Source organism: Exiguobacterium undae DSM 14481 (genome assembly GCF_000620805.1).
In the GTDB taxonomy this organism is placed as follows: Bacteria; Bacillota; Bacilli; order Exiguobacteriales; family Exiguobacteriaceae; genus Exiguobacterium_A; species Exiguobacterium_A undae.
In genome coordinates, this window is the sequence record NZ_KK211187.1 from 2,356,456 (window position 1) to 2,377,698 (window position 21,243).

The 21,243-nt window shown below is 48.2% G+C and carries 23 protein-coding genes; 3 read left to right on the plus strand and 20 right to left on the minus strand.

Going from position 1 to position 21,243, the window contains the following annotated elements; genetic code table 11:
• Nucleotides 1-11: 11 nt before the first annotated feature.
• Complete coding sequence (lepA, locus tag P397_RS0113005; protein WP_026833678.1) at nt 12-1,835, minus strand: translation elongation factor 4; 1,824 nt, start codon at nt 1,833-1,835, stop codon at nt 12-14.
• Between the two features lie 233 nt (nt 1,836-2,068).
• Here lepA and rpsT point away from each other — a divergent pair, with 233 nt between their 5' ends.
• Nucleotides 2,069-2,329: a 30S ribosomal protein S20 gene (gene rpsT / locus P397_RS0113010; RefSeq protein WP_012369681.1), complete on the plus strand. Its 261-nt coding sequence runs from the start codon at nt 2,069-2,071 to the stop codon at nt 2,327-2,329.
• Nucleotides 2,330-2,512: 183 nt separating this feature from the next.
• On the opposite strand, the gene P397_RS0113015 is transcribed toward rpsT, so the two are convergent.
• Together P397_RS0113015 and holA are read right to left on the minus strand one after the other, a co-directional pair.
• Entirely contained in the window at nt 2,513-2,956 is a 444-nt protein-coding gene (locus tag P397_RS0113015; protein WP_028106822.1) for a GNAT family N-acetyltransferase, read from the minus strand.
• Between the two features lie 12 nt (nt 2,957-2,968).
• Nucleotides 2,969-3,970, minus strand: coding sequence for a DNA polymerase III subunit delta (gene holA / locus P397_RS0113020; RefSeq protein ID WP_028106823.1), 1,002 nt, complete (start codon nt 3,968-3,970; stop codon nt 2,969-2,971).
• Nucleotides 3,971-4,072: 102 nt separating this feature from the next.
• Here holA and P397_RS17800 point away from each other — a divergent pair, with 102 nt between their 5' ends.
• Complete coding sequence (locus tag P397_RS17800) at nt 4,073-4,234, plus strand: YqzM family protein (protein ID WP_012369678.1); 162 nt, start codon at nt 4,073-4,075, stop codon at nt 4,232-4,234.
• 35 nt (nt 4,235-4,269) lie between these two features.
• Here the strand turns inward: P397_RS17800 and P397_RS0113030 are convergent, their stop codons facing one another.
• From P397_RS0113030 to P397_RS0113100, 15 genes are all read right to left on the minus strand, one after another.
• Nucleotides 4,270-6,393: a DNA internalization-related competence protein ComEC/Rec2 gene (locus P397_RS0113030; protein ID WP_235183997.1), complete on the minus strand. Its 2,124-nt coding sequence runs from the start codon at nt 6,391-6,393 to the stop codon at nt 4,270-4,272.
• 35 nt (nt 6,394-6,428) lie between these two features.
• Entirely contained in the window at nt 6,429-7,043 is a 615-nt protein-coding gene (locus P397_RS0113035; RefSeq protein WP_028106825.1) for a helix-hairpin-helix domain-containing protein, read from the minus strand.
• A 193-nt stretch (nt 7,044-7,236) separates the two neighbouring features.
• A complete protein-coding gene (locus P397_RS0113040) occupies nt 7,237-7,965 on the minus strand; it encodes a class I SAM-dependent DNA methyltransferase (protein ID WP_028106826.1) in 729 nt (242 codons plus the stop codon).
• Complete coding sequence (gene rsfS / locus P397_RS0113045) at nt 7,965-8,312, minus strand: ribosome silencing factor (RefSeq protein ID WP_014969755.1); 348 nt, start codon at nt 8,310-8,312, stop codon at nt 7,965-7,967. The genes P397_RS0113040 and rsfS overlap by 1 nt, the downstream gene beginning before the upstream one ends.
• Complete coding sequence (gene yqeK, locus P397_RS0113050; protein WP_028106827.1) at nt 8,309-8,884, minus strand: bis(5'-nucleosyl)-tetraphosphatase (symmetrical) YqeK; 576 nt, start codon at nt 8,882-8,884, stop codon at nt 8,309-8,311. The genes rsfS and yqeK overlap by 4 nt, the downstream gene beginning before the upstream one ends.
• Nucleotides 8,874-9,443 (minus strand): nicotinate-nucleotide adenylyltransferase, encoded by a 570-nt coding sequence (locus P397_RS0113055; protein WP_028106828.1) that lies wholly within the window; start codon nt 9,441-9,443, stop codon nt 8,874-8,876. Before P397_RS0113055 ends, yqeK begins: the two co-directional genes overlap by 11 nt.
• The gene (gene yhbY, locus P397_RS0113060; protein WP_012369671.1) at nt 9,440-9,733 is read right to left on the minus strand and encodes a ribosome assembly RNA-binding protein YhbY; all 294 of its coding nucleotides are present in this window, start codon (nt 9,731-9,733) and stop codon (nt 9,440-9,442) included. The genes P397_RS0113055 and yhbY overlap by 4 nt, the downstream gene beginning before the upstream one ends.
• A gap of 1 nt (nt 9,734) precedes the next feature.
• Nucleotides 9,735-10,520: a shikimate dehydrogenase gene (gene aroE, locus P397_RS0113065; protein ID WP_028106829.1), complete on the minus strand. Its 786-nt coding sequence runs from the start codon at nt 10,518-10,520 to the stop codon at nt 9,735-9,737.
• A complete protein-coding gene (gene yqeH / locus P397_RS0113070) occupies nt 10,520-11,626 on the minus strand; it encodes a ribosome biogenesis GTPase YqeH (RefSeq protein WP_026829033.1) in 1,107 nt (368 codons plus the stop codon). Before yqeH ends, aroE begins: the two co-directional genes overlap by 1 nt.
• Nucleotides 11,627-11,767: 141 nt before the next feature.
• Entirely contained in the window at nt 11,768-12,352 is a 585-nt protein-coding gene (locus tag P397_RS0113075) for a YqeG family HAD IIIA-type phosphatase (RefSeq protein WP_026833688.1), read from the minus strand.
• Between the two features lie 151 nt (nt 12,353-12,503).
• Nucleotides 12,504-13,853, minus strand: a complete 1,350-nt coding sequence (locus tag P397_RS0113080; RefSeq protein WP_028106830.1) for an ArsB/NhaD family transporter — start codon at nt 13,851-13,853, stop codon at nt 12,504-12,506.
• A gap of 59 nt (nt 13,854-13,912) precedes the next feature.
• Nucleotides 13,913-14,692 (minus strand): phosphatidylserine decarboxylase, encoded by a 780-nt coding sequence (locus P397_RS0113085; protein WP_028106831.1) that lies wholly within the window; start codon nt 14,690-14,692, stop codon nt 13,913-13,915.
• The gene (locus P397_RS0113090) at nt 14,685-15,155 is read right to left on the minus strand and encodes a thioredoxin family protein (RefSeq protein WP_235183998.1); all 471 of its coding nucleotides are present in this window, start codon (nt 15,153-15,155) and stop codon (nt 14,685-14,687) included. Before P397_RS0113090 ends, P397_RS0113085 begins: the two co-directional genes overlap by 8 nt.
• Before the next feature lie 34 nt (nt 15,156-15,189).
• Complete coding sequence (gene iadA / locus P397_RS0113095; protein ID WP_028106833.1) at nt 15,190-16,323, minus strand: beta-aspartyl-peptidase; 1,134 nt, start codon at nt 16,321-16,323, stop codon at nt 15,190-15,192.
• A gap of 64 nt (nt 16,324-16,387) precedes the next feature.
• Nucleotides 16,388-16,582, minus strand: coding sequence for a YjzD family protein (locus P397_RS0113100; RefSeq protein WP_012369663.1), 195 nt, complete (start codon nt 16,580-16,582; stop codon nt 16,388-16,390).
• Nucleotides 16,583-16,776: 194 nt separating this feature from the next.
• Between P397_RS0113100 and P397_RS0113105 the strand changes: the two genes are divergently transcribed.
• On the plus strand, nt 16,777-17,586 hold the full coding sequence (locus P397_RS0113105; RefSeq protein WP_026833693.1) for a Cof-type HAD-IIB family hydrolase: 810 nt from the start codon (nt 16,777-16,779) through the stop codon (nt 17,584-17,586).
• 95 nt (nt 17,587-17,681) lie between these two features.
• Here P397_RS0113105 and P397_RS0113110 read toward each other — a convergent pair whose 3' ends face one another.
• Nucleotides 17,682-18,533: a YitT family protein gene (locus tag P397_RS0113110; RefSeq protein ID WP_026833694.1), complete on the minus strand. Its 852-nt coding sequence runs from the start codon at nt 18,531-18,533 to the stop codon at nt 17,682-17,684.
• Between the two features lie 202 nt (nt 18,534-18,735).
• The gene (locus tag P397_RS0113115; RefSeq protein WP_028106834.1) at nt 18,736-21,036 is read right to left on the minus strand and encodes a glycoside hydrolase family 65 protein; all 2,301 of its coding nucleotides are present in this window, start codon (nt 21,034-21,036) and stop codon (nt 18,736-18,738) included.
• Nucleotides 21,037-21,243 lie beyond the last annotated feature (207 nt).

Here is a 21,243-nt window from a genome sequence, read left to right on the forward strand (position 1 = left end):
TGTTTCTTCTCTCAATCTTCATCCATCGACAGAACCGACATGAAGGCTTCTTGCGGTACTTCTACCGAGCCTACCATCTTCATCCGTTTCTTACCTTCTTTTTGCTTTTCGAGCAATTTACGCTTACGCGAGATATCTCCCCCGTAACACTTGGCGAGAACGTTTTTCCGCAACGCCTTGATTGTCGAGCGGGCAACGATTTTTGTTCCGACGGCGGCTTGAATCGGTACTTCAAACTGCATCCGTGGAATCAGTTCTTTCAATTTATCAACGATGACTTTCCCGCGTTCATACGCAAAATCACGGTGAACGATAAAGCTCAGTGCATCGACGTTTTCGTTATTCAAGAGAATATCCATCTTGACGAGACGTGATTGCTGATAACCAATCAACTCGTAATCAAGCGATGCATATCCCTTTGTACTCGACTTCAGCTGATCGAAGAAATCATAGACGATTTCCGACAATGGAAGTTCATACGTGATTTTGACACGTGTCGTATCGATGTACTCCATATCGACGAATGTCCCACGTTTCTTTTGACAGAGTTCCATGATGGCACCGACGTAATCGTTTGGTGTCATGACCGCCGCTTTGACGTAAGGCTCTTCAATGAACTCGACTTTTTGTTGTTCCGGCATCTTCGACGGGTTGTCGACGTGGAGCACTTCTCCGGCCGTCGTCGTCACATGATAGATAACCGATGGAGCTGTCGTGATCATATCAATGTTGAACTCACGTTCGATTCGTTCCTGAATGATTTCCATGTGAAGCATACCAAGGAAACCACAACGGAAACCGAATCCGAGTGCTTGTGACGTTTCCGGCTCGAATTCGAGTGCCGCGTCACTTAACTGCAGACGTTCAAGTGCTTCACGTAAATCGTTGTAACGTGCGGCGTCAATCGGATAAAGACCACAGTACACCATCGGATTCATCTTCCGGTATCCCGGTAGAGCTTCTTGAGCCGGTTGTTTCGCCAAGGTAATCGTATCCCCGACGCGGACATCGCCGACGGTTTTAATGGAAGCAGACAACGTTCCAACATCGCCGACCGTCAATTCTTTCTGACGGAGTGGTTTCGGTGTCGACACGGCGAGTTCCAAGACTTCAAAGTCTTTCCCAGTCGACATCATCCGAATCTTGTCGCCGACTTTAACCGTTCCGTTAACGACACGGATCGAAGCGACGACACCACGGTAGGCATCGTAATACGAATCAAAAATCAATGCTTCGAGTGGTGCTTCCGGATCCCCTGTTGGTGCCGGAACTTTTGCGACGATTTGTTCCAGAATTTCCTCAATCCCGATACCTGCTTTCGCAGACGTCGGAACGGCTTCTGAAGCATCGAGTCCGATTACATCTTCGATTTCTTGACGGACACGTTCCACGTCCGCCGACGGCAAATCAATTTTATTGATGATCGGTAAGATTTCTAAATCGTTATCGAGCGCCAAATACACGTTGGCAAGTGTCTGGGCTTCGATTCCCTGTGCGGCATCCACGACGAGTACAGCGCCCTCACATGCTGCGAGTGAACGTGATACTTCATATGTGAAGTCGACGTGTCCCGGTGTATCAATCAGATGGAGGATATATTCCTCACCATCTTTTGCCGTGTATTTCAACTGAACGGCATTTAATTTAATGGTAATCCCGCGTTCGCGCTCTAAATCCATCGCATCCAGCGTCTGATCTTTCATCTCACGCGATGTCAACGCACCTGTTTTTTCTAAAATACGGTCTGCAAGTGTCGATTTCCCATGGTCGATATGCGCGATGATGGAGAAATTACGAATACTTTTTTGCCGCTTTAAACGATCTGCATTATTCATGTTTATAGTCACCTTACCTTATAGTCAAACGTACATACGCTTCATTATACCAAAAATTACACGAGGTGCACCATCTCGTTTTGTTTTCCTGAAAAACAAAAATCGAAAGAAACCCTAGAGCTGTTATTGCTTTTAAGAAAAACGTTTGCTACAATTGTGTTTGTTCTGTTGAACGATAAATGCAGATATGCGAATATAAATCTCGAATGAGTTTTCTTGGAGGTGAATCATCCATGGCTAACATTAAATCAGCAATCAAGCGTGTTAAAACAGCTGAAAAACGCCGCGTCGCTAACGTACAACGTAAATCGTCTATGCGTTCAGCAATCAAAGCAGTCGAAACTTTCGCTACTGAAGGCAACAAAGAGCAAGCGCTCGTAGCTTTCAACACAGCATCTAAGAAAATCGACAAAGCTGCTGCTAAAGGTCTTATCCACAGCAACAAAGCTGGTCGTGACAAATCACGTCTCGCTCGACTCGTAAACGCACTTTAATTCTTCTTTGAAGGATACAGTGATCGATCGCCACTAGGAGCTTGCTCCAGTGGTGATTTTTTTGTTCCTAAACAGAAACCGACTTAAAAAAAATAGACATAACACAAGAATAGAGAGGTGGACTGTTACGTCCGCCCCTCTATTTGTTGTGCTGTTTTTTAGAAGATGAATGAATTCCACCCATTATTCTTTCCTTGCGAAGCGGTCGACCATCACATGATGCGGACCAATCCCCTCAATCTCAAACGATTCACTGGCAATCATCAGTCCGGACCGTTCGTAAAAAGGCACCGCCACGAGGCGGGCATTACACCACCAGCCACGAGCTTGTCTCGCCGCCAACACCTTACGTGCTTCTTCAAGCAGTGCCTTGCCGTATCCTTCACCCCGGACGTCAGGGCTCGTCGCCATCCCACGCAGTTGATACGTCAATTCAGGATCGGTTTCATGCGATCGGTTCGAAAATGTACCGACTGCAACAATCCGCCCGTTTTTGATGCCACCCAGATGGAACGTTTTTTCCGCATGGTCATCCGGATACGTACAGGTTTCAATCGGTTGATGCGGCCGTAACACTTCATGCCGCAGTGGAATCACTTCTGATGCTTCAATGAGTTGAATTTCCATGTTACAACCTCCTCACAAAGTGGCCAATCGTACGACAAGCGAATCAAATAAAATCCGTTTATCGCCGCGTCCGGTTTTCATCCCTTCGTCCGTTGTCGTGATGGCGATCAAGGCTTGTTCGAGCTGCGCGAACGTAAAACGTTTTCCCGCTTGCAACGCCAGTTTGATCGCATACGGATGGGCACCGACTTTCGAAGCGATTTGCCGCTCTCCATACCCTTGTTCGGCGAGGCGTTTCGATAACAGCATCATCCGATACTGGCGTGCCATCAGACCGAGCAGTGCCAAAACTTCTTGACCTTGTTTTTCCAAATCACGAATCAGACGAATCGCCGGTTCAAGTTGACGTTTCATCAGGTAATCGGTCAGCTGGAACACGTTATCTTCCAGCGTCCGCGGGACAAGTAAATCCACATCTTCCAGCTCAATTGCCGGTCGATCCCCTGCATACAGCATCAATTTATCCAGTTCATGTGTCAGCGTCGCCCACATTTCACCGGTCAAAAAGATCAGTCGCTCAATGGCTGGACGATCCATCCGATAACCCTTGTCGTTCACCGCATCCATTACAAAACGGAACAGCTCTTCTGTTGTCGGTTTCTTGGCTTCGAGAATCACAGCGCGATCCTTCAGACGTTTGACGATGGTTTTTCGTTCATCCAGTTTTTCTGCCTCCACAATCAAGACGACAATCGCATAATCCGCCGGTTGGATGATGTACTCTGCCAGACGATCGACATTATGAGTTTTTTTATCTTTTGCTCCCGTTAAAAACGTCGCAGGTTTCGCTATGACGACACGATAGTCACTTAAAAAAGGAACGGTCTCCGCCTCATCGAGTACCGCATCAAGCGGTTGATCGTTTAAGTCAATTTTCATATAGTCGAACCGCTCACCGTCCGGTAAGGCAGCTTTGACGATTTCACGTTCCCATTCTTCCAAAAGGTGACGTTCTGTTCCATATAATAAATAAAGGTTCGCCAGTTTTCCGTTGACAAGCCAAGGTGTTTTCATCTTCCCCACCACATTTCACAGTTTGTTCTTAACTTCATCATAGATAATCCTCTTTTATTCCGCTATACTAGAAGCGGAATCTATTTTTAGGGGGAATGCAGCATGGCACATTCAGTACGCCCACCAAGTGAAAATGCGTTTGAAAACGATATTCAATCCAAACGTAATGACGCGCTTGACTCTGCCGTCGGTTTTGGCGCATCGTTCGGTTTTTTCGCAGTCTTGTTCATCATTGGCGTCGTAATCAAATTCTTAAGTCTTTAATCACTAAAACAGCAACCTTGGGGGGTTGCTGTTTTTTATTTTAGCATAGGTTCACAACCCATTGCAGAACAAGTTATCATTCCCGCCTGATCCGTCCGGATGACGGTCCGTCCCCTCGTCCGCTCCAAAACTTCCGCATGCGGATGACCATACCGGTTGTTTCGCCCGGCTGATATGATGACGGTCTCCGGATCGACTTGCTCCAACATTTTTTCTCCTGTCGAGGTCTTGGAACCATGATGTCCGGCTTTTAGAATATCCACCTTCCCGACGCGCCACTTCTCCTCCTGCTGGATGCTTGCGTCCCCCGTCAATAAAATACGGTGTTCAGCGACTTCAGCCAGCAGGACGATGGAACGGTCATTTTCTTCTTCCTCCGTTCCTGAAGGAGCAATTACATTCAACCACGGGCGAATTTGTTGTCCGGTTCGGACGAATTGAATCCGTGTCCCCGTCCTTTCAATCTGCTTGATCAGTTCCTGGCGTTTTTCGTCTTGATTATCATATTGCCCAAGATAAATCGTATCGACTTTTACTTTACGCAACAATCCGGCAAGCCCTCCAATATGATCGTGATCGGCATGCGTCAGAATCAGCCCGTCAATTCGTGTCTCAGCCCGTGTGGACAGAAACGGTGCAACAATCTGGCTCCCGGGATCAAACGGACGCAACGGCGGTCGTTTCGAGAGCGAGAACACCCCTCCTGTATCGATGACAAATGTTTCTCCATCCTTTTCAATAACGGTACTGTCTCCCTGACCGACATCCACAAAAGTGATCCGCTCTTCCGTCCGATGATCCAGAACAGTACTGGCTGTCAGCAGACAGACAAGCGGAATCAGGTGCCCGAACCATCTGCGTTCAGCCACCCACCAACCGCCCATCACTCCTGCCGCCACTGCCAGCCAGACAGGAAATGAAAACAAATGCAGGGCTGAGGAAGGCAACGGTAAGCGTTCAGCAAGCGCCAAGGAGTAGTCCAGTAAGGCAACCGCTTGACCGTGGAGCTGAAGAATTGTCGGTGCCGTCGGAATCAGTACCGTCATACTCGCAAGGAAAGACAACGGCAGAATGACCCATTCGATCCAACCGCCTAAAAGGATGTTCAAGACCGGTGACCAGATTGAAAGTTCGGTTTGTTCCGTTAGTTGCAGCACAAAACTTGTCATGATTTGAGCCCATACACTAATCAGCAACCAGTTCCACGGACGTTTGATCCCGTCCCACATTCTGCGGGACAATAATAAAAAGACCGTCAATCCGACCGTCAGCTGAAACCCGACATCATACAAACTTGTATAGGAGAACGCCAATTGGAAAGCTCCTACCGTCGCTACGACCGCCACCGGGTCCAGTCGACGATTAAATCGATGGCAACATAATAAAATCATTGCCACACCAACAGCCCGCATCACCGGTGCGCTCCATTCGGTCAACCACCCGTACAGCGGTAACAGGAATAAGACCAACTCGAATCTTCGTTCTCGGGTCAACCGGATTTTTTTAAGCACCCCTAACATCGTCCAGATTAAAAATGCGATGTGAGAGCCCGAAATCACAATCGCATGAAGTAATCCAAACCGTTTGAAACGTTCCATCGTCGTTTGATCCATCAGACGGTCTTCACCCAAGACCAGTGCTTCGATATAGAGAGCTTGCTTAACCGGCAACTGTTCGATACGTGCCATCCACTCCTGGCGCACCCGGCGTCCATTTCCATCGAACCCTGGTGTGTCTGAACATTTCCCGAACCGCTCTACTTCGTACTTTCCGCTTAATCGTTCCGTCCGCATCCACCGTGCCTCATCAAAACCGCCGTCGTTTAATTGCGGTAAGACCGGCGACTCGTGTAAGGTCACCTCACACCGTTGTCCGATTCGTTCATAATCAAGCGTTGTGTCTTCATCCAACGTCGTCGCCACGATGATTTGCTGCTGTTGTACTTCAGCCAGATAGCGAATACGATCCCCATTCTGCTTCGCATCGATGATATCGATGACATGGATATCCGTTACAGGCGGCGGAGCAATCAGGCGGATCGCAAAAATCATACTTAATCCACCGACCAACAGCAGCGATTGGGTCGACTTCGACCACGACTTCAGGACAAAAATCATGCACACTGCAGCAACAAACCAAAGTGATTCTTTTAATGCCACCAACAGGATCATAAAAAACAAGGGAAATAAGGGCATCAGTAGACGATTAAGTATGCTTTTAGATTTTCGAGCGTCTTTGGTCCAAACCCTTTGACGTCTCCTAAATGATCGTACGTCGCAAATCCACCTTTTTCTTCCCGGTACTGGATGATTGCACTCGCTTTGGCGGGACCAATGCCCGGCACTTCCAATAATTGTTCTTCCGTCGCGGCATTTAAATCCAGCAATCCTTTTGGGATCTCCGCCTGATCGACCGGACCCGCGGATTTCTTTTTAACACGGTCCTGTTTTTTTGTCGGAACGACCACTTCTTGCCCATCAATTAAACGTGCTGCGAGATTGAGTTGGTTTACGTCCGCTGCAGGAGTCGCTTCCGCCCGCTTGACGGCATCCTGGACGCGGTCCCCCAACCGAAAACTGTAGGGACCCGGACGTTTGACCGCTCCTTTGATGTCGACCATGATTTTTTTGGCACGAAGTAAGTCGTTGGTGGACGGATCTTCCGCCTGTGCTTCCTGCTCTTGTTTGACGATGGCTGGTTTTTCGACTAGTGCCTCATTCGAACAGGAAGGCAACGGAACAAACAGTACCACTAGGAGCAAGAGTACAACGGCCAAAGTGGCGAATTGCTGTAAGCGTGGAATCGTCATCAATATTCCTCCCGTCCACCCGACTGTATCAAGTTCTCCACTTCTGTTACCTCTGTCCCAACTTCTCGTTTCCTGCTTCGGATCTCGACTGTCCGGCTGTTCCTTTTCCGTTTATCAGACGTTTCGCGACAGTACTCTCGTTTAAGACGAAAAAAACCATCGACCGGCGAACGGTCGATGGTTTCCAAACGGCTTATAATTTTTCGGCGACAAAAAAGATTCGTTCCGCTGTTTCCGTCGGAGCATCTGTCGTAAAGTCACCTGTCACCGAACGAACCCGAAAACCGGCTTCACGTAACCACGTGATGTATTGTTCCGGTGGATACGTCCGTTGATAGTGTGTCTCGTCGACCCGATCGTACCGTCCGTCCTCATCTTCGATAAAGAAGGTTAATTCGTGAACGACCGATAACGGTGCTTCACCAGGATCCGCGAACCAAATATACGAACTCTGTTCCGCATGAGTGGCGTACGTCTTGCCGTTAAACAACGTTTCCATCTTGTACGGCGAATGTACATCGAACAACAACTTCCCGCCGTCTGTCAGAAGACGGGCCGCACTGTCAAACGTCTGCTTGACGTCGGCTTCGGTTTGCAAGTAATTTAATGAATCACACAAAATCGTGATTGCATCAACAGGTTCCGGTAATTCGAGTTCCCGCATGTCCTGCACCCAAAACGCAACGTGACGGTCTGTTTCCATCGCCTTTTCTTGGGCGATTTCAAGCATTTCTTCCGACAAATCGACGCCGGTGACCTCGTAATGGTCGGCAAGCAACAAGGTTGCTGTTCCTGTGCCGCAACCGATATCCGCAATCTTTTTACCGGGCTCTACCTGTTCGAGCACCCAAGCGACCCACTTGGGGTACGGGACATCCTGCATCAGTTCGTCATAGACATACGCAAACTGTTCATACGCCATTAGTCGATCTCGACTTCTACTTTAGGTGCGTCTGCCCATAATTTCTCGAGGTTATAATAATCACGGTCATCCCGGTGGAAGACGTGAACGACGACATTCTCAAGGTCAGCGAGGACCCAACGTGCCGCATCCATTCCTTCTAGTCGTTTGATCGGCAATTCGTTTTTATGGGCGACTTCTTTCACTTCACGCGCGATGGCCTGAACTTGTTTCTCCGAGTTTCCTTCGCAAATGACGAAGTAATCTGCGATTGGTGAAATCTTCGACATGTCGAGTACGACGATGTCCTCGGCACGTTTATCATCAATTGCATTTACGATTAATTTTAATTCTTGTTCGACTGTCATAGGACGGTCCCCTTTCGTTTTTCCGTGATGAACGCATTGTATGTCTCGATCGTCAGCGGAAAAATCACTGTTTGTTTTTTACATAAAAATGTGATCGTCTGTCCAAGTGTCGCGATGACGGCTTGTGTGAGATCTTCTTGCGCAATCTGTCGAAGCTGATCCACACCGGGGTACCGGCGATTCGGTTCAATCGCATCCGCCACAAAAATGATTTGATCGAGCAGAGGCATGCCGGGTGCACCGGTCGTATGGTTCGCGATCGCTTGGTAAACCTCGACGTCCTCGACGCCAAGCTCCCGCTTGACGAGTTCAGCCCCAACAGGCGCGTGCAGCAATTCATCCTCATACGCAAGCAAATGATTTAAACCAAGTTCCACTGCAATCGTCTGCATCTCGGATACATTCCGATATTTGGCATAGTCATGCAGCATCGCTGCCAAGGCAACCTTGTCTTCTTGTACTCCGTATCGCCGGGCCAATTGAACAGCTGTCTCGACGACTCCGAGCGTATGGATGTAACGTTTCGTAGGTAATGTTTCCTCAATGATTCGTTTCGCTTCTTCAAGTCGCATAGAGTTTCCACTCCTTGATTAATTGTCGGACCGGTTCCGGTACGAGGTAACGGATACTGCGGCCTCTCGCCACGCGTTGACGGATATCCGTCGAAGAGACTTCAAGCAACGGCATGTCGACTGCCGTGACTTGCGCTCCCTCCGGAATCAGATAGCGGCTCCCCGGTCGTGCGACGGCACCGAACCGGACTTCTTGATACAAGTCGTCCGCGCGGTACCACGTCCCTAGACTCACGAGCGAATCCGCACCAATCAGAAAAAAGAAGTCATGTTCAGGATACCGGTCTTTCAGTTCACGAATCGTATCATACGTGTACGATTTCGTTTCCCGTTCAAACTCGATATCCGAGACAGAGAAGGCTTCATTACACTGGATCGCCGCTTCAACAAGCTGAAGCCGCTTGTCGGCGCTTGTTCCCGTCGATTGTTTATGGGGTGGAAGCTTAGCCGGTAAAAACCAGACCGCATCCAACTGGAGTTGTTCTTTCGCTTGTTCGGCAATCAACAGATGACCGATATGCGGCGGATCAAACGTTCCACCCATCAACCCAATCTTCATCGTGGTAATTGAAGTGTCTTATTCTCTTTCGATTCCTTGTAGAGAACGATGACTTTCCCGATGACTTGAACCAGTTCTGCGTTCGTTCCGTCAACGAGTTCAGCCGCGACATCTTTTGGTGCATCGGCACAGTTTTGTAACACTTGAACTTTTAAGAGTTCACGTTTTTCGAGCGCGTCCATCAAGTCCGCACACATCGCTTCCCCTACACCGTTTTTTCCGACTTGGAAAATCGGGCTTAAATCGTGAGCCGTCGCGCGTAAATAACGTTTTTGTTTACCTGTTAACATATTATAATTCCTCCAATTGCTTTCTAATCACCTGTTCGCCGAGAGCGATGTCAGGTTTATGACCGGTGAAGCGTTCAAACGCTTCAGCCGCTTGTAGTACAAACATCAAGACACCATCTAATGTATCAAGTCCGCTTGCGGTAGCTTCACGCAACAGACGGGTCGGAGTCGGTCGATAAATAATATCACAAATCAAGGCCGTCGTCGCTGTCAGATCAATGGGTGTTTCCTCGATTTGCGGGGCCATCCCGACCGAAGTCGTATTGATGATGACATCATACGGCGTCAAATCGATTGTCCGTGACCACGCAACAGCATGCTGTCCGAATTCGTCTGCGACACGCTCAGCCGTTTGATTCGTTCGATTCATGATCGTGACGTGACCCGGCAGCATCGGAATGATGCCCCGCGCTGCCCCGCCGGCACCAATCACCAGAGTGCGTTCCGCATTGGTTCGTGATGCGAGTGCGCGGGCAAATCCGGTTCCATCCGTATTTGCTCCGACAAGATCATCCCCGTCCCAATAGACAGTGTTGACGGCTCCTGCACGGGCGGCTGCCGGCTCGAGACGATCGAGAAACGGAATGATGGCTGACTTATACGGAATCGTCACGTTAATCCCGTCCAATTGACGGGTTCGTAATTGCAGGACGAGCGACTCTAACTCTTCTGCTTCAACATCTACCATGGTATAACAGCCGAAAAGCCCAGCCGCTTTCAGCCATGTTTCGTGCAACATGGGTGAAAGTGAATGGGCAATCGGATGACCGATGACAGCAAAATGCATCAGACGAGCGCCTCACGTAACGAGACGGCCACACCTTTTGGTGCGTAGGCAGCAACTCGTCCGCCTTTTCCGTGAACAGCGACCCAGCCCAGTCCGCTGAAGACGATATCTGTCTTCATGTTATCGCGCAAACTGAACTCGTGTCGAACGAGTGGCGGAAGCATCTCAAGCGTTTTCTCATTCGGAGGCGATAACAATTCTCCGTTATGGTTCGCGTACAGATCATCCGCCTTATCAAGCTTCGTCCGGTGTACTTTCAAATCATTCGACATGTAGATGACGAACGATCGTTTGTTGCCTTCCATGTAGTCAAGACGTGCCAGACCACCGAAGAACAACGTTTGTTGCGGATGGATTTGGAAAACTTGCGGCTTGATTTCTTTTTTCGGTGTAATCAGCTTCAAATCCCGTGCATCCACGTAGTGTGCCATTTGATGATGATTGATGATTCCCGGTGTGTCGTACAGGTTACAGTTGTCGTCCAGCGGGATATCGATCAAATCAAGCGTTGTTCCCGGGAAGTGACTGACTGTGATGACAGCTTCCTCTTCTTCTCCGAAACGCTTGATGACCTGATTGATCAATGTCGATTTTCCGACATTCGTACAGCCGACGACATACACGTCGCGTCCTTTACGGTAGTAATCAATCTTTTCTGCCAGCTCATCAACCCCGTGCCCTTTTTTCGCACTGATCAGATGCACATCGACCGGGCGTAACCCCAACTCTTTTGATGTTTGACGCATCCAGTTCATCAGACGGTTCGGATTGAGTGATTTCGGTAATAAATCTGCTTTATTTCCGACAAGCAAAACATCATTTTTCCCGACAAAGCGGTGTAATCCTGGTAACCAACTTCCGTTAAAATCAAAGATATCAACGATTTTGACGACAAGTGCATCTTTTTGACCGATTCCATCTAAGATTTTGACAAAATCATCGTCCGTTAATGCGACGTCTTGAATTTGGTTGTAATGCTTGAGTTTAAAACAACGTTGGCAGATGACCATTTCACGATCAAGTGCGGATTTAGGCGCATAACCGGGTGCTTTCGGATCCTCTGTTTGGATCGCGACACCACAGCCTGCGCAATTGATTTCTTCCATGTGTGTGTTGAGCCGCATCGGGAACTTTCCCTTCTCTATTCAACGTAGCGCCCTGCTCGCTACTCCAAGAGCGTAACTTCCGACCTTTTGCCGTACATGTTGCGACTGCTGCCTATCCTTTCATCTACCGGTATGACAGGGTCATTGTTGCTTATCTTGACGAAGCGTCTCGATGGGATGTTTCAACGCTGCCGGATCCTCTTTGACGCGTTGCGTCAATTTATAGATCCCTTTACGTTTCATCCGCCGGAAAATCACGCGTTCCATCAAGCGATTAAATTTTGTGACGACACCGTCTGTCTTGACGACGGGTTGAACGTGAATCACTTCGATACCTACTGAATTTGCTCCGAGTACATCGGTAAACAACTGGTCTCCGAGGAACACGACTTCCTTCGCATGGTACCCGAATTCTGTCAGTGCCCGTTTAAAACCAATCGGTAACGGTTTACGTGCCGGTGCAATGTAATGCAGGCCAAGCGGATCCGCAAATTTCTTGACTCGATCGCCGTTATTATTCGAGACGATGATGACGTCAAATCCATATTGATTATTGACCATATCGAGCCATGACACCAATTCGTCTGGAGCATCGGCAATATTCCAAGCGACAAGTGTATTATCAAGATCCGTCAAAATTGCTTTGACACCGTTTCGTTTTAACATCTCTAAGTCGATATCATAAATCGAAGCCACAAAATGTTTTGGATAAAGTCGTTTAAACAAGAATAAAACCTCCAGATAATGGTCTAGCTCTATAGTTAAGTTTAAGAAACAGTTATGTTCTTATCGTTCGATTATAGCACAATCGATTTGATTGAGCGATGACCAAACGAAAACGGAAGATTGGATACATCTTCCGTCCGTTCATCCGCCTTCAATAATAGCGGATCCATAAATACAGTTGCGACAAAATGAGTGTCACGATCGTAATCGGGGCCCCGTATAACAGGAAACGCCCGTATGTGAACTTCTCGCCTTGGCGGGTTGCAAGACCTGCCACAATCACATTGGCGGATGCGCCGATCAACGTCCCGTTTCCACCGAGACAAGCTCCGAGTGAAAGCGACCACCATAAGACGTCGACTTGCGGGCTGTCCGGTGATAGACCGATACCTGTCGCGACATCGTTGATGAGGGGAATCATCGTCGCGACGAACGGGATGTTGTCAATCGTCGCACTTGCGATACCGGATAACCAAAGAACCGCCGTCGCCGTCGTTTCGATATCTCCCCCGGTCAACGTGATTGTCTGCTCCGCCAGATAACGAATGATGCCGACTTCTTGAATCCCACCGACCAAGATGAACAATCCCGCAAAGAAAAAGATCGTTGTCCATTCGATTCGGGCAAACACTTCTTCTAGCTGATGATTGTTTTCAATCGTCAATAACATCAAAACCGTTGCACCGAGCATCGCGATGGCCGGAGCCTCGAGTTGAATCCCGATCCGGCTCAGTAGCGGATGTAAAATGAATAAGGCAATGGTACTGATCAGTACGATACTGCTCCGGAGAACAAGTTTACGGCTGATGATGTAACTGTTTTCGTCAATTTCCATCAATTTCTGTTGATTTTCCGGTTCGACATGCAACTGTTTCCGGAACAGAAAATACAAAATCCCAATCGTCACGACTGTGATCAAGACGATGATGGGAGCGAGATTCCACAAGAACGCATTAAACGTCAAATGCGGATTCGCAGCTCCAATCATGATGTTCGGCGGATCTCCGATTAAGGTTGCCGTCCCGCCGATGTTGGCAAACAGAACTTCCGCCAAGAGAAACGGAAACGGTTTGATTTTTAAGACCTTCGTAATCGAAAACGTAATCGGGACAATCAACAACACTGTCGTGACGTTGTCCAAGAAAGCCGACCCGAAAGCCGTCAAACAAGAGAGTAAAATCAAAATTTTGATGGGATCGCCCTTTGTCCGTTTCGCCGCACGAATTGCGATATATTCAAATAAGCCCGATTGATTCGCGATCGTCACGAGAATCATCATCCCGATTAACAGCACGATGGTTCCCCATTCCACATATTCAAATAACGCAGATTCGAGTTCCACGATCCCTAACATGATCATCGCCAGTGCTCCTAATAAAGCGACGATGGCACGACTGATTTTCTCGCTGATGATGAACGCATACGTTACTAAGAAGATGAATAACGCGCCATACACTTGAAGCGATGAGTTCGCCATTTCTGTAAACATCAAAATCTGCATGACAGATTCCTCCTAAGCATGACGGGACGCTCCCTTGATCCTTAGAGAGCGTCCCGCATTCATGAATTCCAAGTACCGATTCGTTGTCCCATCAAGACCGGACCTTTAATGTCGTCCGCTAATGTGACAGCGTCTTTCGGACAAATCAAGACGACGGTCGAACCGAATGAGAAATACCCAAACTCATCACCACGTTTGACTTCCCGTTGTTGATTCGTTTGGACGATCGTGTTGACGTTTAATGCGCCGACCATGACATGCTCCAGTGCATGGTCTCCTTGCGTAATCCGTGTGACGCGTCGGTAGTTGCGTGTCAACGGACGTTTTCCATATTCGAGACCAAGTTCGTTGACGGGAGCCGAATCGCGCCCAAGCGTATAACTTGTCCGAACCGTTCCGTCAATCGGAACATGGACCCGATGATAGTTTTGTGGGCTCAAATAAAAGATTAAGACACGCCCACCGATATAATTTTGTGCTTCATGGTGAGAACCAAGCAGTTCTGCGACCGAATAGGCTTGTCCCTTGACGGTAAACCGGCTGTCTTCCGTCAAGTCCTCGACGACGGACAACACACCGTCACACGGACTGACGACAGCCTGTGCAGACGGATCGACCGGACGCACTTCTTCTTTTAAATGTCGGACGAACAAATCATGTAACGTTTTGTACGAAGCAAGTGGCTGTTCCGCCTCTTGCATCTGGATGTCGTACATGTTGACGAACGGTTGGATCAACGGACGACTCGCCGGACTCATCGCAAACCGTCGCAGTTGTTTCGCGACTGCCGGATGTCCGTTCAATTCGAATAGTTGGGTGAAAAACCACTGTTTAATCATTTAAATCACCAGACGACTCTTCTTCTGAATTTTTAACGTCTTTTCCCGCAAAAAATTCCTTATAGGCCTCTTCGGTCTGTTCTCCTGAAACACGGCTGACTTCTTTTCCGTCTTTAAAGTGAACGACGGTCGGAGTTCCTTCGATCCCGAATGTATCCCATGCCGACTGCTCGACCGCAAGATCAATCTGTTCGAATGGAATGTCTTGTTTCTCTCCGAGCGGCACTAAGTAAGGTTTTACTTTCTCACAGTGCACGCATCCGGTTTGGTAGAAATACGTATAAAATTCATCGCCCGATTTCAACTTATCGGATACTTGGCTTGCACTTAAATTTCCGTTCTTGGATGCTGAATCTTCCCGATCCGCGAACAGTAACATCGTTGCTCCCACCAAGACGATCAGCGCAATCACACCTGCTGTGATCCAGTTGGCTTTTGATTGCGGTTTTTTTGTCGGTTTCACACGATTAGACTTCTTTGACACATTGATCCCTCCGTCATTCTGGCGACAGCCATTTTTTCTGAATCATTATAGCACGCCCATTCGCAAGAATCGTATCGATTTGCAAAGCGTCATCAATCAGTAACAGATCCGCCCGCTCACCAAGAAGGATACGTCCTGCGGAGAAGCCATAAGCATCTGCGACATTACAAGTGACCGTCTGCATCGCCTGCTCGAATGAAACACCGTATTGAACAGCGTCCCGAACCGCTTCGAGCATCGACTCGGGTCGTCCGGTCTCTAATCGAAGCAGTTTGCCGGCGTCATCGAATGCCGGTAAACTGGCTCCCGCATCACTCGACATCGTAATCTGCTCTAACGGGATACCTGCCTCAAGCGCACGTTTTAGGGCGAGTCCCGCCGGCACTTCGCCTTCTTCGATGAAAGCATCGGTCGTGCAGGTCGTAAAATCGATTCGCCCCCCTTGTTTGGCCCACTTTAAACCGGCTTCAAAAATCCGTTCGCTGCGATTGATGTGGGTCGGCAAAAATTGGGTGATCGGAATATCGGTCGTCTCCACCACTTCTTCAAGCAAGCGGAGAGCCTGTTTGCCGTCCCCGATATGGACATTCATCGTTCCCGTGACCCCCTTTAACAAACCGGCCATCCGGGCTTCTGACGCGAGACGGGCCAATTCCTGAACGGTCGGTTGTGTCGAACGATGGTCGTTGATTGCGATTTCACCGATACCGATGACTTCATTGATCAGCAAGATGTCCCGGGCAATCGAGTCGGTGATCGAAACCGGCGGGACAGCATAACTGCCCGACAATAAAAAAGATTGGATTCCGGAACTCGTGTATCCCCGAAGATGTGCCAACAAATCAATTCCTGTCCGGGTCCAGCCGTCCGTCCCAAGCAGACCCACGACGGTCGTCACGCCTCCCGTTAAGAAGTCCGTTGCCAAAAGAGGAGCCGTCCGCGTCGAAAATCCGCCTTCGCCCCCGCCGCCAATCGGATGCACATGTCCGTCCACTAATCCCGGAACCAACTGTTTTCCTGCACCGTCAATCGTTTGTGTAATCAACCGGTCATCGACGGCATAGGAACCGATTGCCAAAATCTTTCCTCCACCAACCAGTACATCCGTCGATTTCCCTGCCAGCCGTACCTCTTTCAGTAAAATCATGGAATACCTCCCAAATGATAAAAAAGCGAGTCTATCGTCCGAATGACGATATCTCGCTTTTAACTTATTCTGCCTTTGTCCCTTGACCAAGACCAAGATCTTCATTGACTGCATCAAGTGCGAAGACGACAAGTGAAGTCACGACTGACATAGCTGTCGCGAATCCGAAGTTATACGTGACTGCATCGACCGCTGATACGATGAACACGGCTGTGTTCACGAGTAAAAACGACCAGAAGAATGTAACGAGAAAACGCATTCTTCCCCCTCCATTTCTTAGCTTACTTTTTTATGTCCTACGTTTCGTAGTATATCATTTTTTGAAGCAACAGACAGCTTTTCTCCAATTTTTTTAAACGCTTTCTCGATTCTAAAACACAGGCAATTCTAGATATTTTTTCCGTCGGATATGCTACAGTAAGCGTAATGAATCAAGAGTGGAGTGGGTTATTCATGCAACGTCATTTGATCGCCGTCGACCTCGACGGCACTTTACTTCGTGACGACAAGACAATCAGTCAAGCAAACGTAGCAGCGTTACGGAAGGCACGGGAAAACGGACACGAGGTCGTCATCGCAACCGGGCGTCCGTTTCGACATGCAAAACGGTATTACGATGAACTCGGACTAACGACACCAATCGTCAACTTTAACGGTGGACTCGTTCATCATCCGCACGATCCACATTTCGAAGTCAGCCATCATCCGATTCCGTTAAAGACCGTGCAGCACATATTGGAATCAATCTCTGATACTAAAACACAAAACATCGTCTGCGAAGTGACGGACCATGTTTACTTCCAACGGGATCCGGTCGGAATTTATGAATTTTACACGGATCATGCTTTATCGGTGACGACAGGCGATTTACGGAAAGTATTACAACACGAGCCGACGTCGTTACTGATTCATGCGAAAGGCGAACATGTCCAGGACATTCGCTCGGAGCTGTCGAGCATCCATGCTGAGACCGTGTTAAACCGGCAGTGGATCAAACCGGAATACATGGTGGAAGTCATGCGTAAAGGAACGAGCAAAGCTGTTGGTCTGCAACAGATTTCGCGCCATCTCAACATCCATCAAAAACAGATTGTCGCTTTTGGTGATGAAGAAAACGATTTGGAAATGCTTGATTATGTCGGTCATGGTGTTGCAATGGGCAACGCGATTGGTCCCCTTAAATTGGTTGCCAATGGCACGACCAAGACGAATCAAGAAGACGGAATTGCTTACTACCTGAAACATGTCCTCGGACTGATTTAATGCCCCATATTAAAAGAAGCCGCTTTCCCGTCGAATGGACGAGAGAGCGGCTTCTTTTTGTCTGTAACCAGCATAAGGATTTCTTCCGAACCCGTTTATCCTTTTCGGAAATATCCGACGACCGAGTCTGTCGCAACGACATTGATGAAGACTGTTTCGTCGGCGTCCCGGCAAATCCGTTCGACGTCCCGCAACTCATGTCGTTCGATGACCATCATCAGCGTCGATTTCTCGGCCCGTGAGTAGGTGCCGATTGCCGGCATCTGCGTAATACCGCGAATGATATGTTGATGCAATGCCGTCGTGATATCATCGGCATGATTCGTGATGATGAAAATCGTCAGGCGTTGGTTGCTCGTGTGGATTTCATCGACGACTTTTGAGGTGACATAGATGAAGACAATCGTATACAGTGCAGTTGACCAACCAAACAAGGCACCGGCCAAGATGGCAATCAAGAAGTTCAACACAAACAAGTACAACCCGACACTTCGATCGGAGAAACGTGCAAAAATCAAGGCGACGATATCAAAACCACCCGTCGACGCCCCGAATTTAATCGTGATGCCGGTACCGATCGCAAGCAAAACACCACCAAACACGGCGTTGAGTGTCTGATCACCCGGAATGACAGCATATTGTGGAATCAGTCCAATAAAAATCGTTGTCGCCAAAACGGAAATCAATGTAATGATGGTAAAACTGCGTCCTAACATAATCCATGCCAGAACGATTAATGGCAGGTTCAGCACTAAGAACCAGACGTTTTCACCAAAGGCAAACGCCGTTCCTTGTAACACCTGCGTCAAAATCTGGGCTAGTCCTGTAAATCCTGTTGAATACACACCACTTGGAATCAGGAACCAGTTCATCGCTAATGCGATGACGAACCCGCCAATCGAGGCGACAATTACTTTTAAGATACTTTCCTTTACAACCGCTGTCACACCTTGTTCTCCTCTCATTCGTAAACTATCTTGGAACACTTTAGCACATAACAAATGAGTCCGGATAGTCAAGATGACGAAAGAATTTCATTTCTTTTTTTGGTAACGCTCTCATTTTCAGAAGTTGAACACAACTCGACATTTGCGGGAATTCCAAAAAAAATACCGGCCGGGACTGTGAGGTCTCCTGCCGGTATATGAATCAGACTGTCATCGAAGCTGGAATCGTTACAGCACCTTCTGCCGGCACTTCAACGGTTTCCCCGTGGAGTTGCAACGTAAATGCTCCCCCTGTATTCTGCTCGATGCAGACTTCATTTTGTTTGACGTGGACAAGGATATGATGCCCCCGCCATTGCATGCGGAATGAATAGCTTGTCCATCCCTTCGGCAACATTGGCTTGAAGGATAACGTCCCCTCCTCGACACGAAGTCCTGCGAAACCATGAACGATGGACATCCAAGATCCGACCATCGATGTAATGTGTAGACCATCTTCCGTATCATTGTTGTAGTTATCAAGATCGAGACGTGCCGAGCGCTGATACAACTCCATCGCCTTCTCTTCATACCCGACTTCCGCCGCGATGATGGAATAGATACATGGTGAGAGCGATGATTCGTGGACCGTCCGCGGCTCATAGAAGTCAAAGTTATTTTTCTTCTGTTCGACCGAGAAACGATCCGTCAAGAAGTACAGTCCTTGCAAGACATCGGCCTGTTTGATGAAGACAGAACGCAGGACGCGGTCCCACGACCAATTTTGATTTAACGGAAGGTGCTTCGGATCAAGGTCTGCGACCATAATCTGTTCTTTGTCCATGAAGCCGTCTTGTTGCATGAAGACATCCGGAACCGTCTCGTCTTTTGGATAGTACATTTTTTGATCAATTTCTGCCCACTGTGCCAACTCTTCGTCCGACAAGGCCAGTTGATGCATCAACTCTTCCAGACGCGCCGGCTCTGCTTGCTCGAGATGACGGTAGACCGTCTGGGCATACTCAAGACACCAGGCTGCCATCAAGTTGGTGTACCAGTTGTTGTTAACGTTGTTTTCGTATTCGTTTGGTCCCGTCACACCTAGGATCATGTATACATCCTTCTGTGGAACGTAGTTGACACGACTTGCCCAGTAACGTGCGATTTCAACAAGCACTTCAAATCCGTACTGTCCAAGGTAAGACGTATCCCCTGTATAGTTCGTATAGTTATAAATCGCATGGGCAATCGCACCGTTCCGGTGAATTTCTTCATGGGTGATTTCCCACTCGTTATGACACTCTTCCCCGTTCATCGTTACCATCGGATACAGGGCACCCTTCATGCCGACATTCTTATCCGCATTTTCTTTTGCTTGCGGCAGTTGATTGTGACGGTATTTCAGCAGGTTCCACGCGACATCCGGCTTCGAAGTCGCCAGATAGAAGTTCAGGCAGTAGGCTTCTGTGTCCCAATAAGTCGCCCCGCCATATTTTTCTCCCGTGAATCCTTTTGGTCCGATGTTCAAGCGGGAGTCTTCCCCTGTGTACGTTTGGAACATGTGGAAGATATTGAAGCGAATGCCTTGTTGGGCTTCGATGTCGCCTTCAATCTTCACGTCAGCTTCTTCCCAGTGCTTTAACCAGGCAGCTTGGTGTGCTGCAAGCGCTTCGTCAAATCCAATATCAAAGGCATCATTAACACGTTTCATCGCTTGCGCCAACAAGTCTTCGATTTCATAATCACGATTCGTGACGAGCGCGACCAGCTTTTCAGCTGTAACCGCCTCTCCCGCCGGCACCTGTTTCGTGAAACGGTTTGCTACGTACTGTAATGTACTTTCCAGCACTTCACATTTGGCCCCTTCGACATCCGTGATCATCGCTGCCGTGACGTGCCAATCCAGTTTCTTTGTTTTAGACGTGACATACGCAAATCGTTCCTCTACGCCGTGTTCGACCGGAAGCCAGAATTTTTCATCGTAGTTTGAGTCTTCGTTCTCGACATCCGCATCCAGATAGGATTCGATGATGACTTCGGCATCAAAGTTAACAGGTGTAACGGTGTAACGGAGTCCAGCCAGTTCTTTATCGACGATTGAGAAAAAACGTGTCGCTTCAATCTTCGTTTCTTCGACACCATTTCTGATCAACATCGTCCGGGTGAGGACACCATGTTGCATATCAAGTTCACGTTTAAAATCTACAACTTCCCACTCGTTCAAATCCACGTTTTTTCCATTGATGGAAACACGAAGTCCCATGATGTTAACAGCGTTCAAGACTTTTGCGAAGTATTCCGGATAGCCGTTTTTCCACCAACCGACACGCGTCTTATCCGGATAGTAGACACCTGCGACATACATCCCCTGATGCGTATCGCCCGAGTAATCCTCTTCAAAGTTTCCGCGCATTCCCATATGACCGTTTCCGATCGATGTCATCGATTCTGCCAGACGGTTATCTTCCGGGTGGAATCCTTGCTCCGTAATCTTCCATTCATTAATATCAAACAATCGTTTCATTTTAAGTCGCTCCTTTATTCTTAATCACCGGACGCACAAGCATCGTTTGTAAGCGTTTTATTATTCTCTACATTCTTTATTTTACACATAAAAACTACTAATGCAATCGTTTGCACGAAAATAAAATTCTTTTTCTGAATCCGCCTTCGTTTTGACTGCCTCCATCTGCTGACTGTAATTTTCCAATAAAAAAACACCACTCTCCGA